At 40.6% G+C, this 23699-nt stretch carries 20 protein-coding genes and 2 pseudogenes; 13 read left to right on the top strand and 9 right to left on the bottom strand.

Features of this window, described 5'->3' with window-relative positions; translation table 11 throughout:
* Window positions 1–3: 3 nt before the first annotated feature.
* Window positions 4–2922 (top strand): annotated as a pseudogene (locus HT711_RS06970) (Tn3 family transposase).
* A gap of 73 nt (window positions 2923–2995) precedes the next feature.
* Here the strand turns inward: HT711_RS06970 and HT711_RS06975 are convergent.
* A pseudogene (locus tag HT711_RS06975) lies at window positions 2996–3217 on the bottom strand (helix-turn-helix transcriptional regulator); the annotation flags it as partial.
* 505 nt (window positions 3218–3722) lie between these two features.
* Here HT711_RS06975 and HT711_RS06980 point away from each other — a divergent pair.
* Both HT711_RS06980 and HT711_RS06985 read left to right on the top strand, forming a co-directional pair.
* Window positions 3723–4145, top strand: a complete 423-nt coding sequence (locus HT711_RS06980) for a sigma-70 family RNA polymerase sigma factor (RefSeq protein ID WP_000804885.1) — start codon at window positions 3723–3725, stop codon at window positions 4143–4145.
* Window positions 4142–4372: a helix-turn-helix domain-containing protein gene (locus HT711_RS06985; protein ID WP_000857133.1), complete on the top strand. Its 231-nt coding sequence runs from the start codon at window positions 4142–4144 to the stop codon at window positions 4370–4372. Before HT711_RS06980 ends, HT711_RS06985 begins: the two co-directional genes overlap by 4 nt.
* 225 nt (window positions 4373–4597) lie before the next feature.
* Here HT711_RS06985 and HT711_RS11275 read toward each other — a convergent pair whose 3' ends face one another.
* Entirely contained in the window at window positions 4598–4849 is a 252-nt protein-coding gene (locus HT711_RS11275; RefSeq protein ID WP_001845478.1) for a hypothetical protein, read from the bottom strand.
* On the opposite strand from HT711_RS11275, the gene HT711_RS06990 reads away from it, so the two are divergent.
* From HT711_RS06990 to HT711_RS07000, 3 genes are all read left to right on the top strand, one after another.
* Window positions 4833–5036 (top strand): excisionase, encoded by a 204-nt coding sequence (locus HT711_RS06990; RefSeq protein WP_000814511.1) that lies wholly within the window; start codon window positions 4833–4835, stop codon window positions 5034–5036. The genes HT711_RS11275 and HT711_RS06990 overlap by 17 nt on opposite strands.
* Before the next feature lie 81 nt (window positions 5037–5117).
* Window positions 5118–6335 (top strand): tyrosine-type recombinase/integrase, encoded by a 1218-nt coding sequence (locus HT711_RS06995; protein WP_001291557.1) that lies wholly within the window; start codon window positions 5118–5120, stop codon window positions 6333–6335.
* Between the two features lie 276 nt (window positions 6336–6611).
* A complete protein-coding gene (locus HT711_RS07000) occupies window positions 6612–7025 on the top strand; it encodes a hypothetical protein (protein ID WP_078465556.1) in 414 nt (137 codons plus the stop codon).
* A 38-nt stretch (window positions 7026–7063) separates the two neighbouring features.
* Here HT711_RS07000 and dtd read toward each other — a convergent pair whose 3' ends face one another.
* Together dtd and HT711_RS07010 are read right to left on the bottom strand one after the other, a co-directional pair.
* Window positions 7064–7507 carry a D-aminoacyl-tRNA deacylase gene (dtd, locus tag HT711_RS07005; protein ID WP_016397432.1) on the bottom strand — a complete coding sequence of 148 codons (444 nt, stop codon included), beginning with the start codon at window positions 7505–7507 and terminating at the stop codon, window positions 7064–7066.
* Between the two features lie 29 nt (window positions 7508–7536).
* Window positions 7537–9759 carry a bifunctional (p)ppGpp synthetase/guanosine-3',5'-bis(diphosphate) 3'-pyrophosphohydrolase gene (locus tag HT711_RS07010; protein ID WP_016397433.1) on the bottom strand — a complete coding sequence of 741 codons (2223 nt, stop codon included), beginning with the start codon at window positions 9757–9759 and terminating at the stop codon, window positions 7537–7539.
* Window positions 9760–10038: 279 nt separating this feature from the next.
* Between HT711_RS07010 and HT711_RS07015 the strand changes: the two genes are divergently transcribed.
* From HT711_RS07015 to HT711_RS07025, 3 genes are all read left to right on the top strand, one after another.
* On the top strand, window positions 10039–10353 hold the full coding sequence (locus HT711_RS07015; RefSeq protein WP_016397434.1) for a hypothetical protein: 315 nt from the start codon (window positions 10039–10041) through the stop codon (window positions 10351–10353).
* An 85-nt stretch (window positions 10354–10438) separates the two neighbouring features.
* Window positions 10439–10663 (top strand): hypothetical protein, encoded by a 225-nt coding sequence (locus tag HT711_RS07020; protein ID WP_308410031.1) that lies wholly within the window; start codon window positions 10439–10441, stop codon window positions 10661–10663.
* Window positions 10664–10789: 126 nt separating this feature from the next.
* Window positions 10790–11419, top strand: coding sequence for an MBL fold metallo-hydrolase (locus HT711_RS07025; RefSeq protein WP_173234636.1), 630 nt, complete (start codon window positions 10790–10792; stop codon window positions 11417–11419).
* Between the two features lie 129 nt (window positions 11420–11548).
* Here HT711_RS07025 and pepO read toward each other — a convergent pair whose 3' ends face one another.
* Window positions 11549–13441 carry an endopeptidase PepO gene (gene pepO, locus HT711_RS07030; protein WP_173234634.1) on the bottom strand — a complete coding sequence of 631 codons (1893 nt, stop codon included), beginning with the start codon at window positions 13439–13441 and terminating at the stop codon, window positions 11549–11551.
* Between the two features lie 177 nt (window positions 13442–13618).
* On the opposite strand from pepO, the gene HT711_RS07035 reads away from it, so the two are divergent.
* The 4 genes from HT711_RS07035 (at window position 13619) to tpx (ending at window position 16761) form a co-directional block, all read left to right on the top strand.
* On the top strand, window positions 13619–14341 hold the full coding sequence (locus tag HT711_RS07035; RefSeq protein ID WP_000619152.1) for a metal ABC transporter ATP-binding protein: 723 nt from the start codon (window positions 13619–13621) through the stop codon (window positions 14339–14341).
* Window positions 14338–15186, top strand: coding sequence for a metal ABC transporter permease (locus HT711_RS07040; RefSeq protein WP_000559787.1), 849 nt, complete (start codon window positions 14338–14340; stop codon window positions 15184–15186). The genes HT711_RS07035 and HT711_RS07040 overlap by 4 nt, the downstream gene beginning before the upstream one ends.
* Before the next feature lie 31 nt (window positions 15187–15217).
* Window positions 15218–16147, top strand: coding sequence for a metal ABC transporter substrate-binding lipoprotein/adhesin PsaA (psaA, locus tag HT711_RS07045; RefSeq protein WP_023933209.1), 930 nt, complete (start codon window positions 15218–15220; stop codon window positions 16145–16147).
* Between the two features lie 122 nt (window positions 16148–16269).
* Window positions 16270–16761, top strand: a complete 492-nt coding sequence (tpx, locus tag HT711_RS07050; RefSeq protein WP_061366224.1) for a thiol peroxidase — start codon at window positions 16270–16272, stop codon at window positions 16759–16761.
* Window positions 16762–16970: 209 nt separating this feature from the next.
* On the opposite strand, the gene HT711_RS07055 is transcribed toward tpx, so the two are convergent.
* The 4 genes from HT711_RS07055 to HT711_RS07070 all read right to left on the bottom strand — a co-directional run bounded on the left by HT711_RS07055 (window position 16971) and on the right by HT711_RS07070 (window position 23668).
* Window positions 16971–19679 (bottom strand): FtsX-like permease family protein, encoded by a 2709-nt coding sequence (locus HT711_RS07055; RefSeq protein ID WP_173234632.1) that lies wholly within the window; start codon window positions 19677–19679, stop codon window positions 16971–16973.
* A gap of 1 nt (window position 19680) precedes the next feature.
* Entirely contained in the window at window positions 19681–20382 is a 702-nt protein-coding gene (locus HT711_RS07060; protein ID WP_173234630.1) for an ABC transporter ATP-binding protein, read from the bottom strand.
* 129 nt (window positions 20383–20511) lie between these two features.
* Window positions 20512–22923 (bottom strand): glycoside hydrolase family 95 protein, encoded by a 2412-nt coding sequence (locus HT711_RS07065; RefSeq protein WP_173249904.1) that lies wholly within the window; start codon window positions 22921–22923, stop codon window positions 20512–20514.
* Window positions 22924–22975: 52 nt separating this feature from the next.
* Window positions 22976–23668, bottom strand: a complete 693-nt coding sequence (locus tag HT711_RS07070; RefSeq protein WP_000240129.1) for a phosphoglycerate mutase — start codon at window positions 23666–23668, stop codon at window positions 22976–22978.
* Between the last annotated feature and the right edge of the window lie 31 nt (window positions 23669–23699).

The raw sequence follows: 23699 nt of genomic DNA on the forward strand, positions 1-23699 counted from the left end.
GATATGGCTATGAAAAGAATTTTAACTACTTCACAGCGTGAACAACTTCTTTCTGTAGACCACTTATCAGAAGAGGATTTTAAAGCGTATTTTAGTTTTTCTGATTATGATCTGGAGGTTATTAATCAACACCGTGGAAAGGTCAATAAACTAGGATTTGCGATACAACTTTGTTTGGCCCGGTATCCTGGGTGTTCTTTAAGTAATTGGCCGATTAAATCAACCAGACTAACTTCTTATGTGAGTCGACAGCTCCATCTTGATGCAATTGATTTAAATTCATATGATCATAGAAATACACGTGCAAATCACTTCAACGAGATCTTAGAAGTATTCAACTATCATCGATTCGGTAGTGCTAATACACAAAAACAGTTAATAGAATATTTAATTGAACTAGCTTTAGAAAATGATGACTCTATCTATCTAATGAAAAAAACAATTGATTTCTTAACTCGAAAAAGAATTATTTTTCCATCTATAGCTACACTTGAAGACATTATAAGCCGCTGTCGAGATAAAGCAGAAAACAACTTATTTTCAATATTACTCTGTTCATTAACAGATATACAAATTGAAAAACTAGAGAGTTTGTTTCAAATTTATGAAGAGACGAAAATAACTAAACTCGCTTGGCTAAAAGACATTCCAGGTAAGGCAAATCCAGAAAGCTTTATGAGTATTTGTAAAAAAGTGGAAGTGATTGCTTCCATGGGACTCGGGACAATTAATGTCTCCCATATTAATCGGAACAGGTTTCTTCAGCTAGCTAGACTAGGGGAAAATTATGATGCATATGACTTCTCCCGTTTTGAGCTTGAAAAAAGATACTCTTTACTTATTGCTTTTTTAGTCAATCATCATCAATATCTGATCGATCAACTGATTGAGATTAATGACCGCATTTTAGCAAGTATTAAACGCAAAGGGACACGTGATTCACAAGAACAGTTAAAAGAAAAAGGAAAATTGGCTACTAAAAAATTGGAACATTATGCTTCTTTAATTGATGCTCTTCACTTTGCAAAAGATAATGATAGTAATCCTTTTGACGAAATTGAACGAATCATGCCTTGGGAAGATTTAGTACAAGATGGAGAAGAAGCTAAAAAAATTACAGGTAATAAAAATCATGGCTATTTAGAAATGGTTCGAAATAAAGCTAATTACCTCCGAAGATACACGCCAATGTTATTGAGGACCCTTTCGTTCAAAGCAACTCCGGCAGCAAATCCAGTCCTCATGGCCCTAACTCAACTAACTGATTTACACAATAGTGGTAAAAGAAAAATACCGGCAGATACTTCTACTGATTTTGTGAGTAAAAAATGGAAAAGCCTTGTTCGGCCAGAAGAGGGGAAAATAGATCGGTCTTACTATGAGTTAGTAGCTTTCACCGAGCTAAAGAACAATATTCGATCAGGAGATATTTCAGTTGAAGGAAGTATGATCCATCGAAATATTGATGATTACTTAGTTGATTTATCTGCTTGTATTGATTCAGAAACTATTCCAGACACGTTTGAGGACTATTTAAAGGATCGGGAAATAATTTTAGATTTACAGCTTCAATTTTATTCGACAGTTGATAAGAGAATTTCAAGAGCAAACCTTAAAAAGTTGGAAAAAGTTACACCTAGCGAAGCAGAAATATATAGAAAAAAACTTTATTCAATAATTCCTAAGATAAGGCTTAGTGATCTTTTAATTGAGGTGGACAGTTGGACCAACTTTTCACAAGAATTTAGTCATGATTCTACAGGGAAACCGCCGAGTGAACAAGAAAGAAAAATTATTTTTGCTGCTTTGCTGGGTTTAGGGATGAATATTGGTCTTGAAAAAATGGCCCAATCAACTCCTGGAATTTCTTATTCTCAGTTAGCCAATGCCAAACAATGGCGCTTTTATAAAGAAGCTCTGACTCGTGCTCAATCTGTTTTGGTTAATTATCAGTTAAAGCTTCCTGTTGCAGACTTTTGGGGTGAAGGAAAAACCACTGCTTCAGACGGAATGCGCGTCCCAGTGGGCGTCTCAGCTCTAAAATCCGATGTTAATCCACATTACAAAAGTATGGAAAAAGGAGCTACAATGATTCGATCAATAAATGATAGGCATACGACTCATCATATCGAGGTTGCTTCAACTAATACAAGGGAAGCTACTCATACCCTTGATGGCCTACTTTATCATGAAACAGATCTAGATATTGAGGAACATTTTACTGATACAAATGGGTATTCTGATCAGGTGTTTGGAATGACCGCATTACTAGGCTTTGATTTTGAACCTCGCATCAGAAATATAAAAAAATCACAATTATTTTCTATCAAATCACCTTCCTACTACCCTAACTTATCAGAAGATATAAGCGGAAAAATCAATGTAAAAATTATTGAAGAAAACTATGATGAAATTAAACGAATCGCCTATTCGATTCAAACAGGAAAAGTATCTAGTTCTTTACTATTAGGAAAGCTAGGCTCATACGCACGTAAGAATAGAGTAGCTCTTGCACTGAGAGAACTAGGTCGCATTGAAAAGAGCATTTTTATGATAGATTATATTACAGATAGTGAGCTACGGTGAAGGATCACTCATGGACTAAATAAGACAGAAGCGATTAATGCTTTAGCTAGAGAACTATTTTTTGGGCGACGCGGAAAATTTATGGAGCGCGATATTCGCCGACAACTTCAAAGTGCTAGTGCGCTTAATGTGTTAATAAATGCAATAAGTATATGGAACGCCGTCTACTTACAAGCAGCTTATAATTATCTCGTCAAAATAGATCCCGAAGTAACTAAGTATATGAAGCATGTATCTCCTATTAATTGGGAGCATATCACTTTTCTTGGAGAGTATAAATTTGACTTGTTATCTATTCCTAAACACTTAAGAGAATTGAATATAAAAAATAAATAGGCCTTGAAACATTGGTTTAGTGGGAATTTGTACCCCTTATCGATACAAATTCCCACTAAGCGCTCGGGACCCCAGGTAAGAAAAATTCATCAACGGAAACATGAAGTAACGATACAAGGTCATAAAGAACTTGTATGCTGGGGTGTTGCCCTTTATTTTCAATATTAGTTAAGTACCGTGGGTCAATTTCAATCAATGCTCCCACTTGTTCACGAGTTAAACCTCGTTTCAATCGAGCTTCTTTAATGGCTAAACCAAAGGCTCTAAAATCATATTTATCTTCTTTTTTACGCATAGTAGACCACCTCTATACATTTTATTGTTCCTACTGAATTAAAAACAGGTATAGAAAAACGTGTTATATGGTTTATAGGTTTATATTTAATAAAAAGCACTACTAAACGCCAATAAAAAAAAACCGTTATATGGTAGTGCTATTTACGCTGTTAAAATATTGTATATTACTTCCAAATGGCGGTTTGTTGGAGGTCAACGTCGCCATGAAGTACATCATATACAATAAATTTCCTTACATTGGGTTCTTGTCAAAAAAAGTCGTCTATCTGCAATAGATAAGTACGTCCACCAATGTGGTTTTATAAATCATATAGATAGAATATCAGAAGCATGTAAACAGAGAAATAAATCTGTTTATATGCTTTTTTGGCTATTCAGAACTTTTTTACAAAGTTTATTTATCAGTAATGCAACAAATCCCCCTTTCACATTGGGACTAAGAGTGAAAGGAGATAAACGAGCAAGGCTCACTTCCTTTCCTAGACAGAAAGGGGGTGAGAAACATGAAACCATCTTCTTTTCAGACCACAATAGAAAATCAGTTTGACTATATCTGTAAACGTGCTATGGAAGACGAGCGAAAGAATTATATGCTTTATCTTTCAAGGATTGCAAAGCGTGAGGTGTCCTTTTCGGATGTTGGCGATTATCTTGTTAGCCAGTTTGCGACAACAGATAACTATTCAACTGACTTTCAGATTTTTACACTCAATGGGTTATCAGTAGGCGTTGAAAATGATTTGTTGAGTGAAGCATTACGTGAGTTGCCAGACAAGAAACGTGAAATTCTACTGCTGTTTTACTTTATGGACATGAGCGATTCAGAAATTGCAGACCTGTTGAAATTGAACCGTTCTACTGTCTATCGGCATAGAACCAGTGGACTAGCCTTAATTAAAAAGTTTATGGAGGAATTTGAAGAATGAAAACACAATATCCTATGATTCCCTTTCCTCTCATTGTAAAGGCAACAGATGGCGATACCGAAGCGATTAACCAGATTCTACATCATTACAGAGGGTACATAACGAAGCGTTCCCTACGACTTATGAAAGATGAATATGGCAATCAAAGTATGGTCGTTGATGAAGTCTTACGTGGAAGAATGGAAACCAGACTGATTACAAAGATTTTGTCATTTGAAATTAAGTAATATCCTCTCTCCTTTCGTGGAAGCGTGCTAAACCATTCCACGCTTCCCGAACAGGGAGGTTTGTTATTCCACCAAAGCATATTGAGCTTTCAATGTGTTTTGATAGGCTAACGAGCCATTGTTCTTTGAAAACTGAATAAAAGTAATCGAATACGTTTCGATAAGAAAAGAGCCAACGGAACTAACCGCCATGACCTATCTTATAAAGATAGCGAGCGATTCATGTTAGTGATCCGAGAAGCAATCTTTAGCAGGATTGCCTGCAACGACATTCTTATCGTGATAATGATACTCCCATACAGTCAATAGTCCGAGCGTGATAAAACCGTCGCAGGCAATGAGTATGGCTACATGAGAACCATGCAGGGGTGGAACTCCCGTGAGCTTTGCTAAAGCTGTTCGATTGCTGGTAAAACAACTTTTATGAAATCCAAATAAGTGATTTGGAAAGGAGGATTTTATGAAGCAGACTGACATTCCTATTTGGGAACGTTATACCCTAACCATTGAAGAAGCGTCAAAATATTTTCGTATTGGCGAAAACAAGCTACGACGCTTGGCAGAGGAAAATAAAAATGCAAATTGGCTGATTATGAATGGCAATCGTATTCAGATTAAACGAAAACAATTTGAAAAAATTATAGATACATTGGACGCAATCTAGCGTCGCCAAAGGGTCTTGTATATGATAAAATAGTATTAAGTCGTATCAAGGCTCTTTCCATAAAGGAAAGGAGCAAATGCCATGTCAGAAAAAAGACGTGACAATAAAGGTCGAATCTTAAAGACTGGAGAGAGCCAACGAAAAGACGGAAGATACTTATACAAATATATAGATTCATTTGGAGAACCGCAATTTGTTTACTCGTGGAAACTTGTGGCTACAGACCTAGTACCAGCAGGAAAGCGTGATTGTATCTCACTTAGAGAGAAAATCGCAGAGTTACAGAAAGACATTCATGATGGTATTGATGTTGTAGGAAAGAAAATGACACTCTGCCAGCTTTACGCAAAACAGAACGCTCAAAGACCAAAGGTTAGAAAAAACACTGAAACTGGACGCAAATATCTTATGGATATTTTGAAGAAAGACAAGTTAGGTGTAAGAAGTATTGACAGTATTAAGCCATCAGACGCTAAAGAATGGGCTATTAGAATGAGTGAAAATGGTTATGCTTATCAAACCATCAATAACTACAAACGTTCTTTAAAGGCTTCATTCTATATTGCTATACAAGATGATTGTGTTCGGAAGAATCCATTTGACTTTCAACTGAAAGCAGTTCTTGATGATGATACTGTCCCTAAGACCGTACTAACAGAAGAACAGGAAGAAAAACTGTTAGCCTTTGCAAAAGCTGATAAAACCTACAGCAAAAATTATGATGAAATTCTGATACTCTTAAAAACAGGTCTTCGTATTTCAGAGTTTGGTGGTTTGACACTTCCAGATTTAGATTTTGAGAATCGTCTTGTCAATATAGACCATCAGCTATTGAGAGATACTGAAATTGGGTACTACATTGAAACACCAAAGACCAAAAGTGGCGAACGTCAAGTTCCTATGGTTGAAGAAGCCTATCAAGCATTTAAGCGAGTGTTAGCGAATCGAAAGAATGATAAGCGTGTTGAGATTGATGGATATAGTGATTTCCTCTTTCTTAATAGAAAGAACTATCCAAAAGTGGCAAGTGATTACAACGGCATGATGAAAGGTCTTGTTAAGAAATACAATAAGTATAACGAGGATAAATTGCCACACATCACTCCACATAGTTTGCGACATACATTCTGTACCAACTATGCAAATGCAGGAATGAATCCAAAGGCATTACAGTACATTATGGGACATGCTAATATAGCCATGACGCTGAACTATTACGCACATGCAACATTCGATTCTGCAATGGCAGAAATGAAACGCTTGAATAAAGAGAAGCAACAGGAGCGTCTTGTTGCTTAGTAGTACAAATGAATTTACTACTTATTTACCACTTCTGACAGCTAAGACATGAGGAAATATGCAAAGAAACGTGAAGTATCTTCCTACAGTAAAAATACTCGAAAGCACATAGAATAAGGCTTTACGAGCATTTAAGAAAATATAAAAAGATAATTAGAAATTTATACTTTGTTTCAAAGAAAAAAGATAGTAAACGCTTTCACACTCCAACTAAATATTGTATAATAATTATATTCAATATTACGTCACTAACAGATGAAAAAAGGAGGTTTTAGCATGAAAAAAATCATCTTCATCAAAACCATTGAGCTCCTTGCCATCGATGGAATTATGCTGGCATTTTTGACATTTAAAGAGGGGCTCACTTGGGATTGGATTTTAATTTATAGTGGTTGGCTCATTTTCTTTCACCCTGTGCTATTGGCCTATCTTTCAAACCAGCTTTGTGACCACTTTAGTCACCTCTATTCCCAGATTAGACCAAAATTCTGGCATTTTGCCTTACAAATCCTTCTATGGGATAGCCTGATGATTCTCTCCTTGATATGTTTGAGTGGTGTGCCACTTCTCCTTCAGGGAACTCTCCTAATCCTAGGACATCTCATCTCTTCCTATCGCATAAGCCAAAGACTGAAAAGAGACTTCCCAAAAGCCTATCAAGAAACGATTTCATTTTGGAGTATTTTATGATAGATGAGAAAAACCAAGCCGACTGGGCTTGGTCTTTCTTATCTATTTTTAGTATCTAGGATAATGGTAACTGGTCCGTCATTGACCAGCTCAACTTGCATATCCGCTCCAAAGATACCTGTCTGAACGGGTACTTCTTGCGCTAATTTTTGATTGAAAGCGTCATAGAAGTCTGATGCCATATCAGGCTTGGCTGCACCTGTAAAGGCTGGACGATTGCCTTTCTTAGTATCCGCAAAGAGGGTAAACTGAGAAATAGAAAGGAGTTCTCCTTCAATATCTTTGACAGACAGGTTCATCTTGCCTTCTGCGTCTGAAAAAATCCGCATATTGACAAGCTTTCTCACAGCATAGTCCAAATCTTCCTCTTGGTCCTCTGGTCCAACACCAACCAGCAATAAGAGGCCTTGGTTGATTTTCCCCTGCACCTGACCTTCGATACTTACTTGGGCTTTTGTAACCCGTTGGATAATGATTTTCATAATAGCCTTTCTAGTAAGAGCTAGGGCAATTAACCGTTAGTCCGTTTGACAGAATAGACTTCTGGCACACTCTTAATCTTATCTACGACAGTAGTCAGTGTAGAGAGGTTGGCAATGCCGAAGGACACATGGATATTAGCAAATTTCATATCCTTGGTTGGTTGGGCGTTGACCGTTGAAATATTCTTGGTTGTGTTTGAAAGAACTTGCAGTACATCGTTCAATAATCCTGTACGGTTGAGGCCGTAAATATCGATATGGGCCATATACTCCTTATTTGAGCTAGAGTACTGGTCTTCCCATTCCACATCAAGGAGACGTTGCTCATAGTTTTCTTGGGCACGCAGGTTCATACAGTCCACACGGTGAATAGCCACACCACGCCCCTTGGTAATGTAGCCAACAATATCGTCACCCGGAACAGGATTACAACACTTGGCAATCCGCACTAGGAGACCAGAGGCTCCTTCAATGACCACACCACCCTCATGCTTGACCTTGAGGGTTTCTTTGTTTTCAACCTTGATCTCGCCACCTTTGACAAGTTCTTCTGCTTCCGCCTTAGCCTTGGCACGCTCTTCTTCACGGCGTTCCTTTTCAGTCAGACGGTTAAAGACGGTAATAGCACCGATTTCTCCAAAACCGATGGCCGCAAAGAGGGATTCTTCTGTCTTGTAGCTAGTCTTTTGTAGAACTTGGTCCATGTGGCGCTTGTCCATGAATTTATTGGCCACATAGCCATTTTCTTGGAACTGAGCCATCAGCATTTCACGACCCTTGTTGACAGACAATTCCTTATCTTGATTTTTAAAGAACTGACGAATCTTGTTACGAGCCTTGCTGGTCTTGACCATATTGAGCCAATCACGGCTCGGTCCAAAGGAGTTAGGGTTGGTGACAATTTCAACCTGATCCCCTGTCTTGAGCTTGGTTGTCAGTGGAACCATACGGCCATTGACCTTGGCACCCGTCGCTTTTTCACCGACTTTGGTATGAATTTCGTAGGCAAAGTCAATCGGTCCTGAATCTTTGGGAAGAGAACGGACAGCTCCATCTGGTGTAAAGACGTAAATCTCCTCAGCCAGATAGTTTTCCTTAACAGAGTCCACAAATTCCTTGGCATCATCAGCTTGATCTTGAAGCTCCATCATCTCCTTGATCCAGTTCATCCCAATAGCCGATTCCTTGCTGTTAACCTGCCCCTTAACGCCTTTCTTATAAGCCCAGTGAGCCGCAACCCCGTACTCAGCAACCTCGTGCATGGCTTTAGTTCGAATCTGGAACTCAATGGGCCCTTTTGGCCCATAAACTGTCGTATGGATAGACTGGTAACCATTGGCCTTGCGGTTAGCAATATAGTCTTTGAAACGACCAGGCATGGGTTTCCAAAGCTCATGCACATAACCAAGCATGGCATAAACATCACTTTGGGTATCCAAAATACAACGAATGGCAATCAGGTCATAGATTTCCTCAAACCGTTTTCTCTTATCCTGCATTTTGCGGAAAATCGAGTAAATATGCTTGGGACGACCATAGATTTTCCCTTTTAGGTGACGATCTGTCGTATATTCCTCTAATTTTGTGACCACCTCATCCACCAAGGCTTCACGCTCCCTGCGCTTTTCCTTCATCATATGGGTAATCTTGTAAAACTCCGTTGGATTGAGATAACGGAAAGATAGGTCTTCCAACTCCCATTTGACACTGGAAATTCCCAAACGATGGGCAAGTGGAGCATAGATTTCCATGGTTTCTTTGGAAATGCGCTCCTGCTTGTCTTTTCGAAGATGTTTCAGGGTCCGCATATTGTGCAAGCGGTCAGACAGTTTGACCAAGATAACACGGATGTCCTCAGACATGGCCATGAGCATCTTACGATGATTTTCCGCTAATTGCTCCTCGATAGATTTGTACTCGACCTTACCAAGCTTGGTAACCCCATCGACGATTACCCGCACATCAGGACCAAACTCTCTTTCCAAATCGTCCAAGGTCGCATCAGTATCTTCTACCACATCATGCAAGAAACCACAAGCTACTGTTACAGCATCTAGTTTGAGTTTGGCTAAAATACCTGCCACTTGGATAGGATGAATGATATAAGGCTCACCTGATTTGCGATATTGACCACTATGGCATTCCACCGCATAGACCAAGGCCTTATGGACAAAATGGACATCCTCTTCTGTTAAATATTCTTTGGTTAAGGCGACAACTTCTTCGCCTGTTAAATTCACTTCTTTTGGCATCTCTACTCTCCAATTCTTCCTACCATTTTATCACTTTTTTAAGAATATGAAAACTAGATTGGAACAGAATAGGAAAAAAATATTTCAGAATTGCTTGACAATTCTGAAATATTTTTTTATAATACATTGTACAGTTAGATTTTCTATTTAGGTGATAGAAGGAGAGATAGAAGAACGGAAACCATATTGTAACCTAAATATAATTTAACTCCCTATCCTTATCACCTTTTCATTCAAGTCAATATAGTTGAATGACGTCGTTTTACAAAGGAGTATTCTATGAAAAAAACTGTACTAACACTATTAGGAGCTACTGCTCTATCTATTACCGTTCCAATCACTGCTGCTGAAACTAGTACAACAAATAACTTTGAAGGTCCTCGTTATGAGCGTATATATTCTCATCGTTATAGTAAAACAGTAACAAAATACTATAACGATGATGGTTACATCCCACCAACTATCTACTATTCAGAATATAATGATAGTTTCCATTCAACCTTCAAAGGAACACTTGAAATAGACAGTGTACGAAGATCAAACGGTGGGACTCGTGTCACATACACTGGTACCTTGACTGGATTTTGGAATTAAAATCCTCAAGATGCTTTCTTTTATCCTTTAGTTTATAAGGAGAACACCTATGAAAAAAACTGCTATTTCTATCTTTGCTCTCCTAGTGTTAGGAGTTAGCTGCCTGTTTCTATTCAGCCAGCAAAGCTATAAAAAAACAGTCGTTCAATACTATGCTAACGACCAGAACCTACCCAATAGGATAACTTATAGTGAATATAGCGATAAACGAGAAGCCAACTACGGTGGCACTCTAAATATCACATCTATCAAACAAGCTAATGACGGAGTTTATGCAACCTATGAAGGGCAATTGACACCTCTCCAATAGTGATAAATTGATAACCAGCCTGTCTTCCTCTAGTCATGCTGGTTTTTAAGTTCATTCTAAATCCTTACCTATTCTCCCTAACTGTGCTATACTTAATTTAGTACATTCTTTGAGATTGGAGCCAATATGAAAATCCATAAAACCGTGAATCCTGTTGCCTATGAAAACACCTATTACCTGGAGGGTGAAAAACACCTCATCGTCGTCGATCCTGGCAGCCATTGGGAAGCTATTCGTCAGACAATAAAGAACATCAATAAACCTATATGCGCTATTCTCCTGACCCATGCCCATTATGACCATATCATGAGTCTGGACTTGGTTCGCGAGACTTTTGGCAATCCTCCTGTCTATATCGCAGAGAGCGAAGCCAGCTGGCTCTACACTCCTGTCGACAATCTCTCTGGACTTCCCCGCCACGATGATATGGCAGATGTGGTCACAAAACCTGCAGAACACACTTTTATCTTTCACGAAGAATACCAACTAGAGGAATTTCGTTTCACTGTCTTGCCAACACCAGGTCACTCTATCGGTGGTGTTTCCCTAGTCTTTCCTGATGCTCACCTAGTCTTGACAGGTGATGCCCTGTTCCGTGAAACAATCGGACGGACGGATCTTCCGACTGGTAGCATGGAGCAACTCCTTCATAGTATCCAGACCCAACTTTTCACCCTACCAAACTACGACGTCTATCCAGGACACGGTCCAGCTACGACCATCGCCCATGAAAAGACCTTCAATCCTTTTTTCTAGCAAGATGATGATAATGTATATCGCAATTTAAGTAAACTATCCAGCAAATCTTTCCATTATAAAAGGCATCCTATCAAGGTTTTCACACCTGATTGGATGCCTTTTTTTCTGATGACTAGATTTTTTACATTACCAAATAATCACGCGCTCTTCTGGTGAACGCCACATACCGTCGCCTTCTTTGACATCATAGGTTGTAAAGAAATCATCGAAGTTTGGTACTTGCACATTGACACGGAGTTTGGCTGGTGCGTGTACATCAACGCTGGCCAAAAGTTTCATAAATTCTGGACGACCTTTCATGCGCCAGATGCGACCGAAGTTGTAGAAGAATTCTTCTGCTGAGAAGTCTGGTTCTCTTTTAGCTGCTTCAAGCGCTGCAGCGATTCCTCCCAAGTCAGCCACGTTTTCTGACACAGTCAATTTACCGTTGATAGTTGCACCATAAGAATTCTGTCCATCAAATTGGTCAATGACTTTTTGTGTTTTCTCCTTGAAGGCAGCATAGTCACTCTCAGTCCACCAATCTTTGAGACTACCATTTTCATCAAAGGAAGCTCCGTTGGTATCAAAGGCGTGAGAAATTTCATGGGCAATAACCGCCCCGATACCCCCGTAGTTAGCAGAAGATGACTGATGCAAATCATAGAAAGGTGCCTGTAAAATAGCTGCTGGAAAGACAATCAGATTCTTCTGTGGATTGTAGTAGGCATTGACCATATGAGCAGGCATGCCCCACTCCTTATAGTCTACAGGCTGATTCCATTTGCTCCAACTGTGCTTAATTTCCACACGCGCAAAGGCTAGAGCATTGTCAAAAAGACTAGCAGTCTCATCCACTACCTTGTCTTTGTAGCGTGCTGGCAATTCTTCTGGGTAACCGATATAAGGCTTGATGACATTGAGTTTGACGATGGCCTTGTCACGAGTTTCAGGAGTCAGCCAGTCATTTTTAGCCAAGCGTTCCTTATAGACATCAATCATAGTTGCTACTTTTTTCTCTACGTCTGCCTTAGCTTCTGGAGAGAATTTTTCATGGGCATACCAAAGACCCAAGGCTTGTTTGAAAGGACCTTGTGCTAGTTGATAAGCTGCCTTGACCTTGTCTTTAGCTTCTGGAACTCCTGAAAGCGCACGGCTATAGGCACCTGACAAGACACGGATTTCTTCTGTTAAATAGCTGGTTGAAAGATTAACAACACTCAAAATCAAGGTTGCTTTAAGGAGAGGCCAGGCCTCTTCACTGTAGAATTGGTCTGCTGCTTGCCAGAAACGTTCCTCGTCTACAATAACCTTGTCTGGTACTTGTCCAAGAACGGCTTGGAAGAAGTCATCCAGAGGTAAGGCAGGCGCGAATTTCTTGAAATCTTCATAAGCATATGGATGGTAGAGTTTGGCATATTCTGAACTTTCTTCATTAGAGAGCACCACTGCTGCAACTCGGCGGTCCAATTCTAGTCTTTTCTCTAGCAAGTCTTCAATTTCTTCATCAGAGAAATCATAAGCCTTGAGGAGATTTGCACTGGTTTCTTTCCAAAGAGTCAAGAGTTCTTCGCGCTGAGGATGGTCTTCTGCATAGTAGGTCGTATCTGGCAGGATCGTGCTTGGAGCGCTAGCCCATAAAACGTTGATTCTGGCATCCATAAAGTCTGGCGATACACCAAAAGGAAGGAAGTTTGGTTTTCCTGCAAGCTCAAACTCTGCTAGTTTAGCTGTAAAATCTGCAAAAGTCTCCAATTCTTGGAATTCTTTAAGGAGTGGTAAGACAGGTTTGATACCGTCAGCTTCTCTCTTGTCAAAATCACGAACTAGGCGGTGGTATTTGACAAAGTTTGCTAAAATAGCATCCTCAGGCACCTCTTCATCTGCCAACCACTTGTCTGTTGTCGCCAGCATCAGGTCTTCAATTTCCTGGTCTAAATCAACAAAACCACCTGTTTGAGACTTATCTGCTGGAATTTCAGCTGTCTGTTGCCATTCCCCATTGATAGCATCATAAAAATCATCTTGATAACGTGTCATCTTGTTCTCGCTTTCATTTGTACTTGTTTTTAGCTTAACAAAAATTGCTTGGGAATGCAATTAAAAATGAACGGATGTTTCCCATTGTTTTTCAGTTATTATTTTAATTTTTTCAAAAATTAACTTGACTTAATTTTTTTTTTAATGTATATTAAGAGACAGGAGGAATATAAGTTTATGATACGTATCGAAAACCTCAGTGTCTCCTACAAAGAAACGTTGGCACTTAAGGATATTTCACTAGTGCTCCATGGACCGACAATTACAGGTATCATTGGCCCAAACGGTGCTGGAAAATCAACATTATTAAAAGGGATGCTGGGAATTATCCCACATCAAGGTCAGGCATTTCTCGATAACAAGGAAGTTAAAAAATCCTTACACCGAATTGCCTATGTCGAACAAAAAATCAATATCGACTACAACTTTCCCATCAAGGTCAAGGAATGCGTCTCGTTAGGACTCTTTCCCTCTATCCCTCTCTTTCGAAGTTTAAAGGCTAAACATTGGAAGAAAGTGAAAGAAGCCCTTGAAATCGTCGGTCTAGCTGACTACGCTGAACGGCAAATCAGTCAACTGTCTGGAGGTCAATTCCAGCGGGTCTTGATTGCCAGATGTTTGGTACAGGAAGCCGACTATATCCTCTTGGATGAACCCTTTGTTGGGATTGACTCTGTCAGTGAGGAAATCATCATGAATACGCTGAGAGATCTGAAAAAAGCTGGGAAGACGGTTCTCATCGTCCACCACGACCTCAGCAAGGTTCCCCACTACTTCGATCAAGTCTTGCTTGTCAATCGAGAAGTGATTGCCTTTGGTCCAACCAAAGAAACCTTTACCGAAGCCAATCTCAAAGAAGCTTACGGTAATCGACTCTTTTTCAATGGAGGTGACCTATGATTGCAGAATTTATCGATGGATTGCAAAAATTCCATTTCTTACAAAATGCCTTGATAACAGCCATTGTCGTAGGGGTCGTAGCTGGAGCTGTAGGATGTTTCATCATTCTACGCGGGATGTCACTCATGGGAGATGCCATTTCACATGCTGTCTTACCAGGTGTAGCCCTCTCCTTCATCTTGGGCCTTGACTTCTTTATCGGAGCCATTGTCTTTGGACTGCTAGCTGCCATCATCATTACCTACATCAAGGGAAACTCGATTATCAAAAGCGATACCGCCATCGGCATTACCTTTTCTTCTTTCTTAGCCCTCGGTATCATCTTGATTAGTGTCGCTAAAAGTTCAACTGACCTTTTCCATATCCTTTTTGGTAATATCCTAGCCGTCCAAGATACGGATATGTTTATTACTATGGGTGTGGGAGCAGTCATTCTCTTGTTAATCTGGATTTTCTTCAAGCAACTCTTGATAACATCCTTTGATGAACTCTTGGCTAAAGCCATGGGAATGCCTGTCAATTTCTATCACTACCTTCTCATGGTACTCTTGACTCTCGTGTCTGTGACAGCCATGCAAAGTGTCGGAACTATCCTGATTGTAGCCATGCTGATTACCCCAGCCGCGACTGCTTATCTGTATGCTAATAGCCTGAAAAGCATGATTTTCCTTTCCTCAACCTTTGGAGCTACTGCTTCAGTTTTGGGACTCTTTATTGGCTATAGTTTTAATGTTGCGGCAGGTTCTAGTATCGTGCTCACAGCTGCTAGTTTCTTTCTCATTAGCTTCTTTATCGCTCCAAAACAACGATATTTGAAACTAAAAAATAAACATTTGTTAAAATAAGGGGCAAAGCCCCAATAAATTGGAGGATCTAATGAAAAAATTAGGTACATTACTCGTTCTCTTTCTTTCCGTTATTGCTCTTGTAGCATGTGCTAGCGGAAAAAAAGATGCAGCTTCTGGTCAAAAACTAAAAGTTGTTGCTACAAACTCAATCATCGCTGATATTACTAAAAATATTGCTGGTGACAAAATTGATCTTCATAGTATCGTTCCGATTGGGCAAGACCCACACGAATACGAACCACTTCCTGAAGATGTTAAGAAAACTTCTGAGGCAGACCTCATTTTCTATAACGGTATCAACCTTGAAACAGGTGGCAATGCTTGGTTTACCAAATTGGTAGAAAATGCCAAGAAAACTGAAAACAAAGACTACTTTGCAGTCAGCGAAGGGGTTGAAGTTATCTACCTTGAAGGAAAAAATGAAAAAGGTAAAGAAGACCCACACGCTTGGCTCAACCTTGAAAATGGGATTATCTTTGCTAAAAATATCGCTAAACAATTGAGCGCCAAAGATCCTAACAACAAGGAATTCTACGAAAAAAATCTCAAAGAATATACTGATAAGTTAGACAAACTTGATAAAGAAAGTAAGGATAAATTTAATAACATCCCTGCTGAAAAGAAACTCATTGTAACCAGCGAAGGAGCATTCAAATACTTCTCTAAAGCCTATGGTGTCCCAAGTGCCTACATCTGGGAAATCAATACTGAAGAAGAAGGAACACCTGAACAAATCAAGACCTTGGTTGAAAAACTTCGCCAAACAAAAGTTCCATCACTCTTTGTAGAATCAAGTGTGGATGACCGTCCAATGAAGACTGTTTCACAAGACACAAACATCCCAATCTATGCACAAATCTTTACTGACTCTATCGCAGAACAAGGTAAAGAAGGCGACAGCTACTACAGCATGATGAAATACAACCTTGACAAGATTGCTGAAGGATTGGCAAAATAAGCCTCTGAAAAACGTCATTCTCATATGAGCTGGCGTTTTTTCTATGCACACATTTCCGGTCAAATCATTGGAAAATTCTGACCGTTTCAGCTACAATGGAAGAAAAAAGATTGGAGTATCCTATGGTAACTTTTCTCGGAAATCCTGTGAGCTTTACAGGTAAACAACTACAAGTCGGCGACAAGGCGCTTGATTTTTCACTCACTACAACAGACCTTTCTAAAAAATCTCTGGCTGATTTTGATGGAAAGAAAAAAGTCTTGAGTGTCGTACCTTCTATCGATACAGGCATCTGCTCAACTCAAACGCGTCGTTTTAATGAAGAACTGGCTGGACTGGATAATACGGTTGTCTTGACTGTTTCAATGGACCTCCCCTTTGCCCAAAAACGTTGGTGTGGTGCTGAGGGAATTGAAAATGCCATCATGCTCTCAGACTATTTCGACCATTCCTTTGGACGTGATTACGCCCTCTTAATCAATGAGTGGCACCTATTGGCACGCGCGGTCTTTGTCCTTGATACTGACAATACTATTCGCTACGTTGAATACGTGGACAATATCAATTCTGAGCCAAACTTCGAAGCCGCAATTGCAGCTGCTAAAGAACTATAGAAAAAATCCTCTGTCACAAAGAGTTTCCTGCTCTTTGAAACGGAGGATTTTTGTTTACGAGTAAATACCAGTTCAATCAGATAAGAACAACTACCTTATACTCTTCGAAAATCTCTTCAAACCACGTCAGCTTTATCTGCAACCTCAAAGCGGTGCTTTGAGCAACCTACGGCTTGCTTCCTAGTTTGCTCTTTGATTTTCATTGAGTATTACTCTACAGATTTCAAAGCTTCAAGCATGTCAACCTTTCTCAGATGATGATTGACAAAGAAACCAAGCAGGGTCAAGATGATGCTTACTGCTGCCCCTGGGATTACATAGACCTCCCAGCCTACCTGCGGATAAAAGAGAATAGTCGCAGGCGAAATCATTTGAATCAGAAATTGGTGTAAATAGAAACCTGATACCAGACCAAGTACGATTCCCACAAGGGACAAGACAATCGTCTCACGATAAATGTAAAGAGTGACTTCTTTATTATGAAAACCGAGCACCTTGATAGTAGAGAGTTCACGGATTCTCTCAGCCACGTTGATGTTAGTCAGATTGTAGAGGATAACAATAGCCAATAGAACCGACACGATAACTAAGATAGTCATGGTCTGATTGAGTGAGCTAGCAACAGAGTCAAAGAGTCGAATGGCTGAAGCATTTTGGACAACGCTGGACACCGCAGCTTGATTCATAAGTAAGCCGGCCTGTCTTTCGATACTAGTAGCACTGGTATCTCTTAACGAGACCAAATAAGTGTTGGCTTGGGGTAGATGACCATAAAGTTGCTCATAATTGGCTTGGTTCATATAAATAAAGTGACCAACATAGTTCTCAGTAATAGCGGCTACCTTTAGCTCCTTACCTTCAATTTCTAAAGTCTGTCCAACCTTAACACCTGCCAGCTGGGCGAGTTTAGCTGTAATAACGACGCCATCTTTTAATGTCAGCTCTTGCTGATGATGTTGCAGATGAATAAAGGGAGTCAAATCTTCCTTCTCTGTCATCATAAGAGTAATGGTCTGAAGACCAGACTTGCCTTTGAAATCCTTGTCTAGCGTCTTAGAATAAATTTTCTGGTAGGCTTGAATATCCTGCCCTTTCAACACTTCTTCTAGATTTGCCTTGTCTTGATTGGTCGCACTAGGATTTTCAGAGACAATCATTTGATACTGTTGGATTTGTTGAAACTGCCTAGACGGAACTCCTGCCACAGAGGATTGGATTCCCAAGCCTGCAAAGAGCAGAGCTACAGAACCTGCCACACCAAAGATTGTCATCAACATCCGTTGTTTATAACGAAAGATATTACGAGCTGTTACCTTATGGGTGAAACTGAGACGACGCCAAATAAAACCGATGCGCTCCAGTAAGATTTTAGCTCCTTTAACAGGTGGTTTAGGCAGTAAAAGCTGGGCTGCTTCATCGTGCAGTTCCTTCCGAGCCACCAGATAGGCTGGTAACACACTCGCCAACCAACTCAAAACAAGAGCTAGTAAACTATAGTTCCAATAGAACTGAATCTGGGTTTCTCCTACCACCATGCCTTTTGTAATGACACTTGAAATTACACTAGCTAGTAAATAATGGCCAAGCACGCTGCCTAGAGCTGTGCCGACAGTCCCAGCTACCAGACCGTAAAGGAGAAATTTGGCGATAATGTCCTTACTGCGATAGCCCAAGGCCTTAAAAATCCCTGCATGAGTTCGCTCTTCGTCCACAAAGCGAGTCATGGTTGTAAAGGTCACCATAGCTGCTACGGCATAAAGCACTACAGGAAAGATATTGCCCACTGCCCGAATACTGGCTGAAGCATTGCTGTACATGAGGTAGCCCTGACCACCTGGCATGGTCTGACGATTATAAACCTGATACTTGGGATCAGCCAAATCATCCAAGACTTTCTGATGTTTTTCTAATTTTTCCTTTTCTTGAGCTAGACTTTGTTCAGCTTGCTTTAGTTTATCTTCTTCCTTGTCCAATTCCTGCTTGGCTTGGATAAGTTGAGCATTAGCTTGCTCTCTCTGAGCTTGAGGTAGCAAGGCTAGTTGACTTTCCTGCGCCTGTAAACGAGCTTGAGCAGCTGCTAAACGACGCTTGCCTTCCTGCAGATTAGTCTGAGTCTTATTAAGGGTCTCTTGCCCTTTGTCTAGAGACTCTTGGCCTTCTTTTTTCAAGACTTGCAAACGTGCCTTACCATTATCTGATAGAGCTTGTTCAAGGTCTTCCTGATGTTGCTTGGATTTTTCTTCATAGGCTGATGAAAAAGCATTTAAGCCTGCTAAATCTTGATATTTCAAACGAGCGATATTGTAGACTTTCTGATTAAACTGACTAGGTAAAATCACTCCGTAAGCGGTCAAAGTCCCACTTCCACTTCCTGCGTAGCCCATATCTCGCTGGGAGAGGATTTCAGCTGAATCCACAAAACCAGTAATGGTATAAGTATGGTCTTTTAAAGAGGAATGACCCTCTTCTTTTTCTTTAATACTAATCTCCTGTCCCACGCTATATTGGCCTTGCAAATGAGTGGCCAAAGCGATTTCCTTGTCTGACTGAGGAAGTCGTCCCTCTCTTAGCTGAAAGGTTGAAATTCGCTCTGGTTTGGAGTACAGCCGAATAGCATCCTGCCCATTTTCCATAGTCACATCTGTCAAATAGCCAAACTCAACCTCTGCGCCCTCTATCTGTTCTAGTTCTTCTTGATCTGCTTGATCCAAACCATAATTAGACATAACTGCTAAATCCAAGGTTTGAGCAGTTGTTAAATAAGCATTAGCTGTCGCCTCCATGTTGGGGCTAGTCACTTTGAGACCTACTAAGGCTAGAGATCCTAACATCATCAAGGTTAAGATGGATAAAAAACGCCCCTTGGAGCCTGTGAAGGACTGAATTAAGTCCTTCCAATAGGTTTTTCGCTTGATCATGCTAGTACTCCAAACTGTCGATATCCTGAGGATGCTGGTTCATCACCACATCCTTGACACTGGCATCGTGCATATGAATCACGCGATCAGCAATGGGCGCCAAAGCTCCATTATGAGTCACGATGATCACCGTCGCTCCCTTTTGACGAGACATGTCTTGGAGAATTTTCAAAACCTGCTTACCTGTCTGATAATCCAAGGCTCCAGTCGGTTCATCACAAAGGAGAATTTTAGGATTTTTAGCTACCGCGCGTGCAATGGAGACTCGCTGTTGCTCCCCTCCAGAAAGCTGGGCTGGAAAGTTATTGAGACGATGAACCAGACCTACATCTGTCAAGACCTGCTCAGGATTCAAGGCATCTGTCACGATTTCTGAAGCCAACTCCACATTTTCCTTAGCTGTTAGATTGGAAACTAGATTATAAAACTGAAAAACAAATCCGACATCATTGCGGCGGTAATTGGTTCGCTGGTGGGAACTATAGTCTGCAATATTGGCACCATCAATCCAGATTTCCCCCTCATCATTGGTATCCATTCCCCCTAGGAGATTGAGAACTGTTGACTTACCTGCACCAGATGCACCAAGGATAATAACCAATTCACCCTTCTCAATCTCAAAATTCACATCACGATTGGCCACAATCTCCGTGTCCCCAACCTGATACCGCTTGTAACAGTGTTTCATCTCAATATAAGCCATCAGACCCACCCTCTCTCAAACAAATTACTTCCTACTACCATTATAACGCTTTTTCAACTAGTTGGAAACTGCTTACATTCTCAAATCCTTCAAAAAGGCAGTTTCAAATTACTGCCTTATAACATCTTCTTAAAAATAAAATTGAACCAGATCACCTTTTGCTGTTGCCACCGAAATACAATCTTTCTCTTTGCATTTCACTTTTGCTTTTTCTTGATTCACTTCAATCACACTTTTTTCAATATCTGGATAAGAGATTCGCAAATCTCCTCCACTCCTTGATAAAATGGTCAACTGTAAGAGTTTTTTATCCTCCCACCTCATGCTCACTTCAAAATGTCCACGTGCCATTAAGCCTGAAACGGAACCTCTTGACCATGCATCAGGTAGGGCAGCTAGAGGTACCAGATAAGCTGCATGAGACTGGAGTAACATTTCTGCCATGCCACTGCTAGCACCAAAATTACCATCTATCTGAAAAGGAGGATGGCTACACCAAAGATTTGGCAAGGTGGATGACTTTAACTGCTCTGATAATAATTTATAGGCTCGATCGCCATCTCCCAAACGCGCCCAGAGATTGATCTTATTAGCCTTGGACCAGCCTGTGCCGCCATCTCCACGATCATTGAGACTAGCACGTGCGGCTTCAAGATACTCCTGCCCCTTATAGATAAAGAGATTGCCAGGATAGAGTCCCACCAGATGGGAAGCGTGCCGATGCTGGGCCTCCACTTTTTCATTTTGAAAATGTTGCTCTTCCTCCTCATACCACTCCCTGATTTGACCAGATTGAGTGATTTGAAGAGGTTTTAGTAAATCAAACTTCTCCTTGACCTCAGTCAACAAGTCCTCATCCAGCCCCAATTCTTGAGCAGCCTGAATAAAATCATGAAATAACTGCCAAATCAGAGATTGGTCATAGGTATTGCCAATCGAAATCGGCCCATGTTCTGGCGAATAAGATGGAGAAGAGACCCAACGCTGCGCCTGCTGATCCTTATGTAAAAAGGCATTCCAAAAACGAACCGTTTCCCTCAACATGGGATAAATTTTCTCCCTGAGATAGTCTTGGTCCCTGTAAAATGAATAGGCTTCATAAACGGTTTGCATCATCCACGCATTGGCAGCTGGTGACCAACCCCAATAGTAATCCCAACCAGGTGCTGTCCAACCAAAGGGAGTCGCTTGAGTATGAACCAACCAACCATTTTCCTCCCCTTCCTGAGAGACGATTCCTGCATACCTTGCAGCCGCTATGCGACCATAGACACGCAAATCATCTACATAGTTGATGACCGGAAAGGCCGTCTCTAGGAGATTGGTAACATAGGCTGGCCAATAATTCATCTGCAGATTGACATTTAAGTGATAGTCCGAATTCCAAGGAGGATTATCGACCGCATTCCAGACCCCTTGTAGGTTAGCTGGTAGAGCATCTGGACAATCTCTGGAAGAACTAATCAATAAATACCGTCCATACTGGAAGAACAGCTCCTCCAAAGCCTGCCCCTCTTGTGGCTTATAATTTTTTAACAACTCATCTGTAGTGGATGCGTCAACATCAGACCCCAAATCCAATTGAACACGTTGGAATAAGGCTTGGTAGTCCTCAATATGCCTTGATTTCAATTGGGCATAGCCCTTTTCTTTAGCTGTGTCCACCAAGTCTATCACCTGTTGCTCTAAATCTAGTTTCTTGCGATAATTGCTAGCAGGATTTTGGGCAAAATCCGTCTTAGCTGCCAAGAAAAGATTGGCATAACTGGCTCCTGATATCTGAACCTTATCTGACCAAACTCTAATGTCTCCATCCGTTTCCCAAGCTAAACAGCTAGCAAACCGCTGATCATTATCCTTAACTCTTCCCTTCATCAAGATATGAGAATCAGTAATATCCAGCTGGCACTCCTTGTAATCAGATTTTTCCTGCTCATACTTTCCATCAGAAGCCAAATCACAGGTCAAGGATAGTTCTATAGTAAAATCTAGAGTTTCCGCCCCTTCCTTAATAAAACGCTGAACCAAGAGATTATCTGGAAAACTCACAAAAGCTTCACGTTCAAATCGCGTTCCCTTATAGGCATAAGAAGTCGTCGCAAGTGCCTTACTGATATTCAGCTGTCTCTGGTAATCCGTCACCTGAGACAAAGTCTTGCCTTGATTACTAAACTCAATGTGAATATCCCCAAAGGACAGATAGGTCCCATATTGACTCGTTTTTGGCCCGACCAGATGATGTTCAGCCAGTTCCTTAGCAGTATTGCAGTCTCTCTTCTCCAAAGCCTGCCGAATCTCAGCTAAAAAACCATACTGGTCCTGAAGATTTCCACCCTGATAATCTGAACTATCAGGAAGTGGACCTCCAGACCAGAGACTTTTTTCATTGAATTGAATCCGTTCAGCCCCTACAAGCCCAAAGACTTTAGCCCCTAGAGAACCATTACCTATCGGTAAGGCCTCTTCTTCCCAACCCTTATATGTTGTCGACGCTGGTTGCTTGTAGGCCAATACATAATCTTGTTTTTTATTCCTTATCATACTACCATACTAACATAAAAAGCCTAGAAATCAATCCTAGGCTTACAATTTTTTATTTTCCAAGGTAGTATTCAGAAACGACGTTCAATTTTTCGTCAAATTCGAATACCAATGGTGGGAAGTTAGGAATTTCCACGTCCATGATTTCGTCATCTGACAAACCTTTGATGTGTTTTACAAGGGCACGGATTGAGTTACCGTGAGCTCCTACGAATACGTTTTTACCATCTTTAAGAGCTGGAGCGATTTTATCTTCCCAGAATGGAAGGGCGCGTTCCAAAGTCACTTTCAAGTTTTCAGCATCTGGGATAACTGAGTCGTCAAGTGAAGCGTAACGACGGTCTGTGTGAGCTGAGTGCTCATCATCACGGTCCATGTTTGGAGGCAATACATCGTATGAACGACGCCAGATGTGAACTTGCTCATCACCAAATTGTTCAGCAGCTTCAGCTTTGTTTTTACCAGTCAAACCACCGTAGTGACGTTCGTTCAAGCGCCATGATTTTTCAACTGGAACCCACAATTGGTCAGAAGCTTCAAGAGCCAAGTTCGTTGTTTTGATAGCACGTTTCAATACTGAAGTGTAAGCTTGGTCAAATTCGATACCAGCTTCTTTGATCAATTTACCAGCGTCAATCGCTTGTTGTGTACCTTTTTCAGACAAATCAACATCAGCCCAACCAGTGAAAAGGTTAGCTTTGTTCCATTCAGACTCACCGTGGCGAGCAAAAACCAATTTTACCATTAGATGGATTCTCCTTTAAATTTTCCGAGGT

This window comes from Streptococcus sp. 1032 (assembly GCF_013277015.1).
GTDB lineage: Bacteria > Bacillota > Bacilli > Lactobacillales > Streptococcaceae > Streptococcus.